Here is a 12,640-nt window from a genome sequence, read left to right on the forward strand (position 1 = left end):
GAGCAATCGACGGGCCTAAGCCAGTTCGCGCGCTTTTTCCATGATTTTCAGGGCCGCGACCGCGTCCTCCGGGTCTACCGGGAGGGGACGGGCCGACGCGGTGCCGCCGTCGAGGATCTTGTCCGCCAGGATCCGGTAGAACTCGGGGTACGCGCCGCGTTCGGTGGGGAGCCGGTCCAGGTGGCCGTCGCGGCCCAAGTGGCCGGCCCACTCCGGCGCCTCCTGGCCGTAGGCGGGATCCAGGGGGCTGCCGCCGGCCGCCATGTAGGGCTCCTGGGGGTCCACACCGTTCTTGGTGAAGCCGCCTATCGAGCCCAGCACCCGGAAGCGCGGACCCTGCTGCGCGCACAGCATGTTCATGGTCAGGTGGCTGGTCACCCCCGAATCGTGCCGCAGGACCAGGAAGACGTCATCATCGGTCCGCTCATCCGAGCGCCGCGCCTTCAGCTCGGCGTGGAGCACGGCGGCCGGGCCGAACAGCTGCAGCGCCTGGTCGATCAGGTGGCTGCCAAGATCAAACAGGATGCCTCCCCCGTCGACGGCTGTGGCCCGGGCCTTCCAGGCTTTGCTGATGGCCGGGGACCAGCGTTCGAAACGCGACTCGAACCTGGTGACGCTTCCCAGCGACTGCGCGGCCAGCAGCTTTCGCAGCGTGAGGAAGTCCCCGTCCCACCGCCGGTTGTGGAACACCGAGAGCACGCGGCCCAGCTGCCGCGCCAGGTCGATTAGTTCCTGCCCCTGCCCGCTGGTGACCGCAAAGGGCTTGTCCACCACCACGTCCAGCCCCGCTTCCAACGCTGCCTTGGCCAGCGAATGATGCGTCGCGGGCGGCGTCGCCAGGACCACCAGGTCAAGGTCGGCTGCCCGCTTAAGGACGGCGGCCCCGTCCCGCATTACCTCCACCCCTGGAAGCCTGGATGAGGCAGCCGCCCTCCGCCCGGCGTCGGACGTGGCCACGGCGTCCAGCGAGTAGCTGCTGTTGGCCGCGAGCAACGGCGCGTGGAACACGCTGCCGGCGAGCCCATAGCCGACGACGGCGGTACGGATGGTGCGCTGGTCGCCTTCAGTTCCGGTCATGGAACCAACGCTACCCCTGGCGTGGCGGCGTCGAACAAGACCCGTTAAACGCCGAAAGACGGCACCCCTGGTGACCAGGGGTGCCGTCTTTCGGCGTTGTGCGGCTACTGCCGCGGGAGGGACGTTACTTCTTTTCCCAGCCGATGGTGGTCCAGTCCGGAACCTGCGAGAGGCTCTTGAAGAGGGACGGGCCGTAGTTGGCCAGGCCGGTGCGGACGAAGGAGATCTGCGGGCCGTTGAAGACCACGCCCATGGAGTAGTACTTGGCCATGTGCTCCTTCTCCACATCCATGGCTGCCTTGTTGCGGGCGGCGTTGTCCTCGATCGAGGCGAGGTCGGCAATCTTCTTGTCCAGCTCGGCGTCGCCCAGCTTGTTCTCGTTGGTCTTGGAGTCGTAGTACTGCTTGACGGCATCGGTGGCGTCCGGACCAACCGTGTAGCCGGAGATGCTCAGGTCGAACTCACGGCTGCCCAGGACCTTGCCGAAGTCGGCGGAAGCGCGCTGGTCAATCCCGACATCCATGCCGCCGGCCTGGAGCTGCTTCTGGAGCGTCTGGGCCACTGCCAGGGTGGTGGGGTCGTCGCCAAAGTTGCTGATCTTGAAGGCGGCGGGCTTGCCGTCCTTCTCCATGATCCCGTTGGCGTTGGCCGTGTAGCCGGCGTCGGTGAGGACCTTCTTGGCGGCGTCCGCGCCGGTTTCCTTGACCGGGTAGTTGTCCTGGTAGTAGTCCGAGAACGGCAGGAGCATCATGGAGCCGGAGCTGGGCTCCTCCCAGTTCAGCCCGTTGAAGCGGACCTTGCGCAGGGCTTCACGGTCGACGGCGGCGAAGATGGCCTTGCGGACGTTGACGTCGGTGATGCGCTGGGCGTTCAGGTTCAGGCCGCCGGCAAACAGCCGCTGGCCGCGTCGGATGTCGGAGTCCTTGGTGCCGTCCAGCTGCTTGTAGAGGGAGATGGTGTTGGCCGACATCGCGTCAATCTCGCCGTTCTTGAACGCGGCGATCTGGGCGCTGGTTTCCAGCTGCCGGAAGGTCACGTTGGCAAGGACCGGCTTCTGGCCCCACCACTTGTCGTTCGGCACCATGGTGACGGTCTTGGCGGCGGTGTCGTACTGGTCCAGCTTGAAGGGACCTGCCATCCATTCGGGGTGCATGTTGCCGTTGAAGCCCTCATTGAAGATTTCGGGGGTGTTGACGGCCGGGTGGATGAGTCCGAAGAACAGCGAATCCACCGGGAAGACCGGCTGGCTGGTCTTGACGATGACTTCCTTGTCGTTGCTGCCCGCTTCGACGGAGTCAACGAACTCGTAGGCGCCCGAGCTGACGATGTCGTAGCCGGCATCCGGGCTCTTGAGGATGTTCCAGGTGTTCTTGAAGGCCTTGACGTCGATCGGGGTGCCGTCGTTGTAGGTGGCCTTGGGGTTCACCTTGATGGTGATGGTCTGCTTGCCGTCCTTGACCACGCTGTCCACTGACTCGCAGAAATCCGTGTTCGGCGTGACCTTGCCCTTGAAGTCCACCTTCCAGCAGCCGCCCATGCCGCCGCCGTTCATGGCGACCGGGTTCATGGGAACCTGCAGCGCTGAGTTGTCCGCACTGTTGCCGTTGTTGGAGAACCCGTTGAAGTCCGGCCCGATGTTGCCCAACGGAAGGGTAACCTTGCCGCCCTGCTGCAGGTCGGCCGCCGGCTTCTCGTTGATGCTGATCAGCTTGGCCAGGTCGCTTCCCGATGCCTGTGCCTTGGCCGTTTCGGGGCCGCTGGCACCGCCACCGCCGCAGGCCGTCAGCGCCAGGGCCGCAGCAACAGCTGCAGCTCCGCCGATCCTGTTCAGTTTCCTCATGGTTTTCCCTTCATTGGTGCGAGTGGTGGTGCTTGTGGGTCGAGAAGTCCTAGGGCGCATGGTGGTCCGCCGGTTCGTGGACCACCAGCATGTCCTCATCCAGTTCCCCATCCGGAAAGAAGCAGGCGAACTGCTGGTCCGCGGCGGATGCCGCAGCTTCCAGGGGCGGTTCCAGGGTGAGGCACTTTTCCTGCTTGGCCGGCGGCAACGCCGCGAAGACAGGACAACGGGTGGCGAAGTTGCATCCTTTGGGTGCCTGCAGCGGCGAGGGCAGGTCACCCTGCAGGATGATGCGTTCGCGGGTGCGTTCCAGCTGGGGGTCCGGAACGGGAATGGCGGAGAGGAGCGCGCGGGTGTAAGGGTGCCGGGGGTTGTCGAACACCCGGTCCACGGCACCGATCTCCACGATTTTGCCCAAGTACATCACCGCCACCCGGTTGGAGATGTGGCGCACCACGGAGAGGTCGTGCGCCACCAGCAGGTAGCTCAGGCCCAGTTCGGCGCGCAGGTGGTCCAGGAGGTTGATCACGCCGGCCTGGACCGATACGTCCAGGGCGGAGACGGGTTCGTCCAAAACCACCAGCTTGGGGTTCACGGCCAACGCCCGGGCGATCCCGATCCGCTGGCGCTGGCCGCCGGAGAACTGGTTGGGGAAGCGGTTGACGTGGTCCGGCTGCAGGCCCACGAGCTTCATCAACTCCATGATCCGCTTCCTGGTGGCCGCCCGGTCCATGCCCGCGTTCTGCAGGGGTTCGGCAAGGACCTCGTACACCGTGAACCGGGGATCCAGGGCGCCGGTGGGATCCTGGAACACCATCTGGAGCTCGCGGCGCATCCTGGCTTTGGTCTTTGCGTCGGCAGCCTGCTTGTTGCTGAGCCCGCCGATCACCACCTCGCCGTCCTGGTCCGGATGGAACTCCATGATCTCCAGGAGCGTGGTGGTCTTTCCCGATCCGGACTCGCCCACGATGGAGAAGCATTCACCTTCGCGGATATCAAAGGTCACGCCGTCCACGGCCTTGACCGTGCCGATCCTGCGCTTGATCAAGGCGCCCCTGGTCAGCGGGAAATGCTTCCGCACGTCCTTGAGCCTCAGCACGGTGTCCCGCTGGGCACGGGGGATGGCGTCGAAGCGGGACACAGGCACCGGCGGGGCGGCGAACACGTCGTGGACATCCACAGTTCCGCCCAGCGATCCGGACTTGATGCAGGCGGCACGGTGCAGTGCGCCGCCGTCGACGGGTGCGAGGGCGGGCTCGCCGTCAAGGCAGGCCTCCGAGGCAAGGGGGCAGCGGGGTGCGAACGAGCATCCGGTGGGGGCGTGGAGCAGGTTGGGCGGCATTCCCTCGATGGGGACGAGCGAGGATTTCTCCGCCACGTCCACCCGGGGCACGGCGCCCAGCAGGCCCATGGTGTAGGGCATCCGCGGGTTGTAGTAGATGTCGTCCACGGCACCGGTTTCCACCGGCTTGCCCGCGTACATGACCATGATGTCGTCTGCCATCCCGGCCACCACGCCGAGGTCGTGCGTGATCATCACGACGGCGGCACCGGTCTCCTCCTGTGCCGCGTGGAGCACCTCGAGGACCTGGGCCTGGATGGTGACGTCCAGGGCCGTCGTCGGCTCGTCCGCGATCAGGACGCGCGGGTTGTTGGCGATGGCGATGGCGATCATGACGCGCTGGCGCATGCCGCCGGAGAACTCGTGCGGGAAGGCTTTCAGCCGTTCACGGGGGCTGGGGATCCCCACCATGGCGAGAAGCTCGACGGCGCGGGCTTCCTTGGCCTTCCTGCTCATGGAGGGGTGGTGGATGGCCAGCGCTTCGATGATTTGGGTGCCCACCGTGAAGACGGGAGTAAGGGAGGAGAGGGGGTCCTGGAACACCATGGCAAGGTCGTTCCCGCGGAATTGGCACATGGCCTTGTCGCTCAGCCCCAGCAGTTCCCTGCCGTTGAGCCGGACGGAGCCGGAGACCTGGGCCGCGGGCGGGAGGAGTCCCATGATGGCCAGCGAGGTGACCGATTTGCCGGAGCCTGATTCACCAACGATCCCCAGGGTCTTGCCGGGCATCAGGTCGAAGTCGACGCCCCTGACGGCGTGGACAACGCCGTTCTCTGAACTGAAGCGGACATTCAGGTCGCGGACGGACAGCACTGCGTCGGCAGGGGCGTGCAGTCCTGCCACGTGCAGGCGCTCCACGTCCGACCGGGCGGGTTCCATGGCTCCGGTGGTGGTTTCGCTGCTCATGCCGTCTTCTTTTCCGCGGGGATGGTCCGGGCTTTGGCCTTCCTGGCCTTGCCGGTGGAACTGGAGCTGGGGTCGAAGGCGTCCCGCAGGCCGTCGTTCATCATGGCCAGCGAGCCGGTCAGGAGGAACATGACGGTCAGCGGTACCCAGAACATCCAGGGGAAGGTCTGCACCTGGGAGGTGGCACCGCCGATCAGGACGCCGAGGCTCACGTCCGGGACCTTGATCCCGATGCCGATGAAGGAAAAGGCCACCTCGGCGAGGATGGCCGCCGTGACCCCGCGGGTGATGTCCAGGATCAGCAGCGAGCCGATGTTCGGAACCAGGTGGCGCCAGACGATCCGCCGCGGCGGCACGCCCATGTACTGGGCGGCCTTGACGAAGTCACGCTGCATGAGGGACATGGACATGGAACGGATCAGGCGGGCCGTCCCCATCCAGCTGAATACCAGCAGCACGATGATGAGCAGCAGCCACGAGGGAAGGTCCCGCTTGAGGCCCGCAGCGCCGCCGCTGGTGGCGACGGCCACCACCAGGAGTGCCGGCATCATGATCAGGGCCTCCAGGATGAACAGCATCACCTTGTCCACCTTGCCGCCGAAGTAGGCCATGCTGCAGCCGTAGACGGCGGCGATCAGGACCGACACGAGGCCTACCACCAGGCCAATCAGGATGGAGATCCTGGTGCCCTCGACGGTCATGGCGTAGAGATCGATTCCGGCCTGGGACGTACCGAGGAAGTGGTCGGCCGATGGCGGCATTCCGATGTTGAAGGGGTCGATGGTTTCCTTGTCCCACGGGGTGAAGAACCCCCCGATGAACGAGAAAACCGTCAGGGCCAGGAAGATGGCCAGGCCCGCCACTGCGGTCCTGTTCCGCAGGAAGCGGCGGAAGATAATGGTGTTTTTGCCGATGACGACGTCGGCGCTCTCCAGGTGCGCGTCCTGCGCCACGGCTGCCGGGTCAACGGCGTTCAGGTTGGTCATGGCTACTGCACCCGCACTCTCGGGTCGACAAGCGTGGTGGCGAAGTCCGCCAGGATGGCGCCCAGGGCGAAGATCACGGAGCCGTAGGCCAGGGTGGCCGTGGCGGCGTTGACGTCCTGCAGCGAGATGGCGTCAATGCTCCAGGAGCCAACACCCGGCCAGGCAAAGATCTTTTCGGCGAAGAAGCCGCCGGCGAAGATGGCCGGGATGGTGAACGCGATGCTCTGGGCCACCGGAATGAAGGAGACGCGGAGGGCGTGCCGGGCGATTGCCTGGTTCCGGCTGAGCCCCTTGGCCCGGGCGGTGCGGACAAAGTCGGCGTTCACGTTGTCCAGCAGGTACTGCCGCTGCGCAATCTGGTAGGCGCCCCAGCCCACGAGTGTGATGGCCACCGTAGGCACCACGTAATGCGCGGCCAGGTCCATGGCCTGGGGCCAGCCGGCCGCTACGCCCGGTGTGGAGATGCCGGTGACGAAGAAGATCCGGTCCCCCACGGACTCATTGATGTTGATGGCTCCCAGCTGAACCAGGAAGTACGCGATGGGCGCGGGCACGATGTATGCGAGGTAGCTGTAGGACGTGATGACGCGGTCCTGGAACTTGTACTGCCGTGCGGCCGAATAGACGCCGAGCGCGACGCCGATAACCAGGGTAAGGATGATGGACGCCAGGAAGAGCCGGGTGGAGATCCAGACGCGGTCCCCAAACTCGGCGTTGATGTAGGCGCCGTTGGGGCTCCGGCCCCAGTCCCAGCGGGTGACGATCCCGGTGAGCCAGTCAACGTAGCGCTCCCACGGGCTGAGGCCCGGGTCCAAGCCCTTCAGGCGCATGGAGTTGGCCACCTGCTCCGGGGTGGGCCGGGGGATGCGTTCCTGCTCGAGCAGCGCCGGCTTGAGCGAGCTGACAGCCAGGAAGTATCCGGCGGATGTGGTGAGGAAGATCATCACCACGTACGTGAGGCCGCGTTTGGCGAGGTACTTGAGCATGGGGCTATTTCTTTGGCCGCGCCGCCGGATGCTGGACGGAGGAACACTCCAATGTCCGATGTCGTGCCGTGCCGCTGGCCAAGTCAACCATCACTGCTGGATCCTTCCGTCGTCCCCGGACAAGCACGGGTTGTGCCGCCTCACCGGGTTCTGCACCAGCGGGTAGCTGGCCTCCCGCAGCCCCATGGGCAGGTCCTGGTGGACTATGTCGCGGGTCACATTCCAGAGGAAACTATCACAAGCATTCACCGGAAAAGCGCCGCAATCCCCCGAAATCAGGCGGGCCGTATCAGATCGTTATGAATAGTTCTGTGAAGTTGGTTTGACTGGACGCAAGGGCGTTCCACCGCGTAATCTACGCGCCGCCCGCCACGCGTGTGACAAGATCGCGCCAGGAAGTTGCCAGCCGTTCACTGGTGACCCCATGTTCGCGGACAAGGTGCAGGAGCCGCTCGGGGTCCAGGCTGGCATTAAGGGATCCGGCCATCAGCCACGGTTCGGGGGACTCGAAGCCGCCTTCGCGCAGGAGCATCTCCACGTGCCGGTTCCAGAGGGCGGCGGCCGGGACGTCAAACCTGCTGCGGGAGGCGTGTCCGGCAGCGAGGACCAGGTCGCCGTATTCCAGTACGTAAGCGATCCGCTCGGTGCCAAAGGCGATGAGCCGGTCCAGCGGCGCAGCCCCTGGACCCAGGGGCGGCGGGCCGAACAGGACGCGGGCCTGGAAGGCGGCCTCCGAATCGTTCAGCAATGTCAGCATCAGTCCGGCGCGGCTGCCGAAGCGGCGGAAGACCGTGCCCTTGCCCACCCCGGCGTGCCCGGCCAGGCGGTCCATGGTGAGCGCCGCCGCTCCGCCCTGCGCAATCAGCTCCCGGGCAGCCAGCAGGAGACGTTCCCGGTTCCGGGCAGCGTCGCTGCGTTCCGCGGCCGTTACCGGGGTCATTCCCGGCCGCACTGGGATGGAACTCACACAGACAGTGTAGCCACCGGGAATATAAGCGGACTGCGGTCCGTTTAGTACGGTGAAGGCTCCATGAGCCTCTGTTCACCCGAACGCGGTCCCCGCCGCGACCCTAGCCAGGAGATTCCATGACCAAGAGCACAGTCCTTACCCTTGTCGGCAGCCTCCGCGCCGAGTCCACCAACCAGAAGCTGGCGGAAGCCATCCAGCTCAACGCGCCCGAGCAGGTGGACGTGGTGATCCACGAGAGCCTGGGCAACATCCCCTTTTACAACGAGGACCTGGACGTGGAAGGCCAGGTCCCGGCTGCCGCCGCGGCACTGCGCGCCGCCGCCGAAGAGGCCGACACCCTCCTGTTGGTCACCCCCGAACACAACGGCACCGTTCCCGCCGCCCTGAAAAACGCCATTGACTGGCTGTCCCGCCCCTTCGGTGCCGGCGCCCTGGCGGGCAAGCCGACCGCCGTCGTCGGTACAGCATTTGGCCAGTACGGCGGCGTGTGGGCCCAGGATGAGGCACGCAAGGCCGCCGGCATCGCCGGCGCGCAGATCCTCGACGACGTCAAGCTGGCCGTCCCGGGCTCCATGGTCCGCTTCGCCGAGGTCCACCCGAAGGACGACGCCGAAATCGTGGAGCAGATCAAGGGCATCTTCGACACCCTGGCCGCCGCAGCACCGGCAGCCTAACCTCCCGCGCCACTTGGCAGCTTAGGGAGCCCGGCAGCGCCCGGCATGCAGCTTTGCATGCCGGGCGCTGCCGGCTTAAGGGGCACTTCCCAGCCGTGACCAACTCTTGTCCCAACCGGTACCTTCCGGACATCTGCGCGGACCAGGGCCGCCGTAGCGTTAATCCACTGGACCTACCGGATGGGATTGCGTGCCGCATGGCAAAGAGACGGAGTTGGGGCGGCGGTGGCAGCGGCAGCCTGGCAGCGGCAGCAGGGTGCCTTGCGCTGCTGCTCAGCGCTTGCAGCGCCCCTCTCCCCCAACCGGAAGGGCCATCCGTGCCTGCCACCGGCGGAAATGCCGGAACCAGCGCAGCGCCGCTGGCCCTCCTTCCGGCGACGATGGAAAGCAGCCCTCCGGGGGCGGAGCAAGGAAGACCGGCCGGAAGGCCGCAAAGTACGCCCCAGGCAGCGGCACCCGCAGGTCCCCGGGCCAGCGCCGCCGCCACGGCCCCGCCGGTAACGGCCTACTTCGTGATGGTGGACGACGGCGGGAGGCACGGTATCCGCTTTGGCTGCAATGACAGCCTGGTCGCCTCCGCCCCACTGGCCGGCGCCGGGGATGGCCGGCTGAAGGCTGCAATCGCTGCGCTCCTTGACGGCGGACAGCAGGCGGATGGACTGTACAACGCGCTGGGCGGCTCCAGGCTGAAGTTCCTGTCCGGCAGCTTTGACGGCACCACGGTCACGGTCTACCTGGCGGGCGCGCTGAAGCCCGGCGGAACCTGCGACCTTCCGCGCATTGACGCCCAGCTCACCCAGACCGCCCTTGAGGCAGTGGGTGCAGTCCGGGCTGATATCTACATCAACGGAAAGACCCTGGCGGACTCCCTGAAACTGAAGTAGCCGGCCGTCGGTAAATCAGTAATAAACATATGTTGCTTTTAGAGCAACAACTGGCTGTATCCTGACTCTGTGACCCACGAGACACTTGACACCGCGGCAGGCACGCTGCCGGCGGAAGCCATTGATGCAATCGAGCGGGCGGCAACGTCGGCACACCGGCACGAGGAACTGTTCTCCGAGCGCGCGGCGAACATCCGGCAGTCGGCGGTGAGGGATGTCTTCGACATCTCCATGCGGCCCGGCTTGGTGTCGCTGGCGGGGGGAAGCCCGTACCTGCAGTCGCTCCCCCTGGACCGGCTCGCAGCCACGGCGGCGAAAATCATCGCGGAGGACGGCCTTACCGCCCTCCAGTACGGGGCCGGGCAGGGCACAGCGGAACTCCGGGCACAGATCTGCGATGTCATGGCTGCAGAAGGAATCCTGGATGCCCGTCCGCAGAACGTGGTGATCACCGCAGGTTCCCAGTCCGCCCAGGACGTTGCCACCAAGCTGTTCTGCAATCCGGGCGACGTGGTGCTGGTGGAGGACCCCACCTACGTGGGCGCACTGAACACGTTCGAGGCATACCAGGTCCAGGTGGAGACCGTGGAGATGGACCAGTACGGCCTGGTTCCGGAACTGCTGGAGGCGCGGATCGCCGCCCTGCAGCTGGCGGGCAGGAGCATCAAGTTCCTCTACACCATCCCCAACTTCAACAATCCATCCGGCATCACCCTGGCCAGGGAACGCCGGCAGCAGGTGGTCGATATTTGCCGCAGGGCGAATATCCTTGTCCTCGAGGACAACCCTTATGGCCTGCTCCGCTTCGAGGGGGAGCCCTTGGCTCCCTTACGGGCCGCAAACCCAGACGATGTCATCTATTTGGGATCATTCTCCAAGATCTTCGCGCCCGGCCTGCGCATTGGCTGGGCCCTCGTGCCGGAGCACCTGCAGCGCCGCTACTACCTGGCCGCCGAAGCCGTGACGCTCTGCCCGCCCGCCCTGAACCAGATGCTTGTCTCGGCCTACCTGCGCGACTACGACTGGAAGGGACAGATCGAGACCTACCGCCGGCTGTACGCCGAGCGCTGCCGCGCCATGCTGGCCGCCCTCAGGGAATACATGCCCGCGGGAACCACCTGGACCAACCCGCAGGGCGGCTTCTTCGTCTGGGTGACGCTGCCGGAGGGTGTTGATACCTACCCATTGCTGCACAAGGCGATCGATGCCGGCGTCGTGTTTATCCCCGGCGCCGCCTTCACGCCGTCGGACGAACCGTCCAATAAGCTCAGGCTCGCCTTCAGCGCCGTACCACCCGATGCCATCGCCGAGGGAGTGCGCCGGTTGGCGCCGGTGCTGCAGGAAGCCATCGCCGCGCTGTAGCGTAAGCCACACGAGTGCCGAAACCTAGCAAAGGAGCATGCATATGGCTGGAATCATCGTTGTAGGGGTTGACGGCAGCGAGACGGCGAAGAAGGCGGCGCAGTCAGCCAGGGACCTGGCTGCGGCCCTGGGCGCTTCCCTGCACGTCGTGTCCGCCTTCGACAGCGACCGGACCGAGGTGTTCGGCAGCGGCAGCGACCGCTGGATCGTCTCCGACGCGGACGCCGCGGAGCAGGTGGCCCGGACGGTGGCGGAATCGCTGGGCCGCGACATCACGGTGACGTATTCGGCAGCGCGCGGGCGCCCGGCCGACGCCCTCATCAAGGAAGCCATCCGCATGGACGCCAGGATCATCGTGGTGGGCAACCGGCGCATGCACGGCATCGGGCGCGTCCTTGGCAGCGTGGCCAACAGCGTTGCCCACAACGCACCCTGCGACGTGTACATCGCCAACACCTACGACGCCGACTGAACCGTCAGGACCGGCCGCCGGCGTAACGCCGGACACTCCCCGTGGTGGTGCATGTCGCTGCGGGGGGTGTCCGTTCTCACCGGCTGAAACCGGTTTCGCTGCGTTCTCCAACGATAAAATTGGAAAAGGCCCCAAAGGCGTGGACATTGACAAATCCACCCCCATCGAAGGGCTCCCCCTTGATCACCTTGCAGCGCCGGCAGCTCGTTGGCCACGACATCCTCCTGGCCCGCCACGGAAACCACATCTCCTCCATGCGCGTGGACCGGAGCAACGGCAGGGTAGTTGCGCTGCTTGACGACGGCAGCCTGGACAGCGCCCCCAACCTGATCGCGCCGGGACTCGAGCTTCCCCAGACCGTGCGGAGCGTCCTGCGCGAGGACTGGAAGCTGCTGGGCGCCTGGGCCGGGATGGCGGCCCTGATGGGCGGCCTGATGACCGCAGCCGCTGTGGTTCTGGGAACCACAGCTGATCCTGCCCTGCTTGAGGCCCTCACGGCCTACTCCGCGTACTAGCGTTCAGCCCACCAGCCAGCCCTGGAGCAGCCACCAGATCCCGGCCATCACCACTCCGCCAAAGAGCGAACCTGCCACCACCTGCCCCGGGGTATGCGCCCGCAGGACAACGCGTGACCAGCCCACCGCCGGAACCAGGAGCAGCAGCGGGGCCCAGGCCGCGCCAAGCATCAGCACCAATACGACGGCGGCACAGGACACTGCAGCGGCATGGCCGCTCATTTTCCAGAACGGGCTGACGACTGCCAGCACGGCCACGCCGCCCACCACCGCCAGGACCATGGCGGTCACGCTCTGCGGGGCGTTCACGGTGTCCAGCACCAGCAGCCCCACGGCAATGCAGGCCAGCGCCATCAGCAGCACCGGGGCGCGCTGCCTGCGGTCGCTCACATGATGGTCCGTCACCTTCCCCAGCCTGACCAGCACCAGCAGCACCACAAGCGGAAGCACGCACACAAAGAGGGCCGCCAGCGCCCCGTAACCCATGGTCCCGGGGAATCCTGCCTCCGTCAGGGGGCTGATCAACAGCTGGATGCTCACCACCACCGGCGGCTGGAAGACCTCAGTCAGCCACCTGGCGGTGTGGTTCCTGGCCCGGATTGAGCCGCTGCTTACCGTCACGTCCT

General features: G+C 66.1%; 13 protein-coding genes. 5 read left to right on the forward strand and 8 right to left on the reverse strand.

Annotated elements, in window-relative coordinates; translation table 11 throughout:
* Nucleotides 1-15 precede the first annotated feature (15 nt).
* From ACEN9K_RS00375 to ACEN9K_RS00405, 7 genes are all read right to left on the reverse strand, one after another.
* Entirely contained in the window at nucleotides 16-1,077 is a 1,062-nt protein-coding gene (locus ACEN9K_RS00375; protein WP_495635024.1) for a Gfo/Idh/MocA family protein, read from the reverse strand.
* Nucleotides 1,078-1,201: 124 nt separating this feature from the next.
* Nucleotides 1,202-2,917, reverse strand: a complete 1,716-nt coding sequence (locus tag ACEN9K_RS00380; protein WP_056392480.1) for an ABC transporter family substrate-binding protein — start codon at nucleotides 2,915-2,917, stop codon at nucleotides 1,202-1,204.
* Between the two features lie 49 nt (nucleotides 2,918-2,966).
* Nucleotides 2,967-5,165, reverse strand: coding sequence for an ABC transporter ATP-binding protein (locus ACEN9K_RS00385; protein ID WP_495635025.1), 2,199 nt, complete (start codon nucleotides 5,163-5,165; stop codon nucleotides 2,967-2,969).
* A complete protein-coding gene (locus tag ACEN9K_RS00390; protein WP_018769746.1) occupies nucleotides 5,162-6,151 on the reverse strand; it encodes an ABC transporter permease in 990 nt (329 codons plus the stop codon). Before ACEN9K_RS00390 ends, ACEN9K_RS00385 begins: the two co-directional genes overlap by 4 nt.
* Nucleotides 6,152-6,153: 2 nt before the next feature.
* Nucleotides 6,154-7,137, reverse strand: a complete 984-nt coding sequence (locus ACEN9K_RS00395) for an ABC transporter permease (protein ID WP_056392475.1) — start codon at nucleotides 7,135-7,137, stop codon at nucleotides 6,154-6,156.
* A gap of 90 nt (nucleotides 7,138-7,227) precedes the next feature.
* Nucleotides 7,228-7,356 (reverse strand): hypothetical protein, encoded by a 129-nt coding sequence (locus tag ACEN9K_RS00400; RefSeq protein WP_018769748.1) that lies wholly within the window; start codon nucleotides 7,354-7,356, stop codon nucleotides 7,228-7,230.
* A 136-nt stretch (nucleotides 7,357-7,492) separates the two neighbouring features.
* Nucleotides 7,493-8,104 carry a TetR/AcrR family transcriptional regulator gene (locus tag ACEN9K_RS00405; protein WP_395858357.1) on the reverse strand — a complete coding sequence of 204 codons (612 nt, stop codon included), beginning with the start codon at nucleotides 8,102-8,104 and terminating at the stop codon, nucleotides 7,493-7,495.
* Between the two features lie 119 nt (nucleotides 8,105-8,223).
* On the opposite strand from ACEN9K_RS00405, the gene ACEN9K_RS00410 reads away from it, so the two are divergent.
* From ACEN9K_RS00410 to ACEN9K_RS00430, 5 genes are all read left to right on the forward strand, one after another.
* Nucleotides 8,224-8,781: an NAD(P)H-dependent oxidoreductase gene (locus tag ACEN9K_RS00410; protein WP_018769750.1), complete on the forward strand. Its 558-nt coding sequence runs from the start codon at nucleotides 8,224-8,226 to the stop codon at nucleotides 8,779-8,781.
* A 317-nt stretch (nucleotides 8,782-9,098) separates the two neighbouring features.
* Entirely contained in the window at nucleotides 9,099-9,665 is a 567-nt protein-coding gene (locus ACEN9K_RS00415) for a GerMN domain-containing protein (protein WP_223993104.1), read from the forward strand.
* Between the two features lie 69 nt (nucleotides 9,666-9,734).
* Nucleotides 9,735-11,027 carry an aminotransferase-like domain-containing protein gene (locus ACEN9K_RS00420; protein ID WP_056392471.1) on the forward strand — a complete coding sequence of 431 codons (1,293 nt, stop codon included), beginning with the start codon at nucleotides 9,735-9,737 and terminating at the stop codon, nucleotides 11,025-11,027.
* 43 nt (nucleotides 11,028-11,070) lie between these two features.
* On the forward strand, nucleotides 11,071-11,499 hold the full coding sequence (locus ACEN9K_RS00425; RefSeq protein ID WP_018769753.1) for a universal stress protein: 429 nt from the start codon (nucleotides 11,071-11,073) through the stop codon (nucleotides 11,497-11,499).
* Nucleotides 11,500-11,678: 179 nt separating this feature from the next.
* A complete protein-coding gene (locus tag ACEN9K_RS00430) occupies nucleotides 11,679-12,014 on the forward strand; it encodes a hypothetical protein (protein WP_018769754.1) in 336 nt (111 codons plus the stop codon).
* A 3-nt stretch (nucleotides 12,015-12,017) separates the two neighbouring features.
* Here ACEN9K_RS00430 and ACEN9K_RS00435 read toward each other — a convergent pair whose 3' ends face one another.
* Nucleotides 12,018-12,635, reverse strand: a complete 618-nt coding sequence (locus ACEN9K_RS00435) for a phosphatase PAP2 family protein (protein WP_026265843.1) — start codon at nucleotides 12,633-12,635, stop codon at nucleotides 12,018-12,020.
* Between the last annotated feature and the right edge of the window lie 5 nt (nucleotides 12,636-12,640).

The organism is Pseudarthrobacter sp. Pseusp20 (genome assembly GCF_059492155.1).

Excerpts from the sequence above, each read along its gene's own strand:
- ACEN9K_RS00385 (WP_495635025.1), bottom strand. The coding sequence starts at position 5,165 with ATGAGCAGCGAAACCACCACCGGAGCCATGGAACCCGCCCGGTCGGAC.
- ACEN9K_RS00390 (WP_018769746.1), bottom strand. The coding sequence starts at position 6,151 with ATGACCAACCTGAACGCCGTTGACCCGGCAGCCGTGGCGCAGGACGCG.
- ACEN9K_RS00410 (WP_018769750.1), top strand. The coding sequence starts at position 8,224 with ATGACCAAGAGCACAGTCCTTACCCTTGTCGGCAGCCTCCGCGCCGAG.
- ACEN9K_RS00425 (WP_018769753.1), top strand. The coding sequence starts at position 11,071 with ATGGCTGGAATCATCGTTGTAGGGGTTGACGGCAGCGAGACGGCGAAG.
- ACEN9K_RS00375 (WP_495635024.1), bottom strand. The coding sequence starts at position 1,077 with ATGACCGGAACTGAAGGCGACCAGCGCACCATCCGTACCGCCGTCGTC.
- ACEN9K_RS00395 (WP_056392475.1), bottom strand. The coding sequence starts at position 7,137 with ATGCTCAAGTACCTCGCCAAACGCGGCCTCACGTACGTGGTGATGATC.
- ACEN9K_RS00380 (WP_056392480.1), bottom strand. The coding sequence starts at position 2,917 with ATGAGGAAACTGAACAGGATCGGCGGAGCTGCAGCTGTTGCTGCGGCC.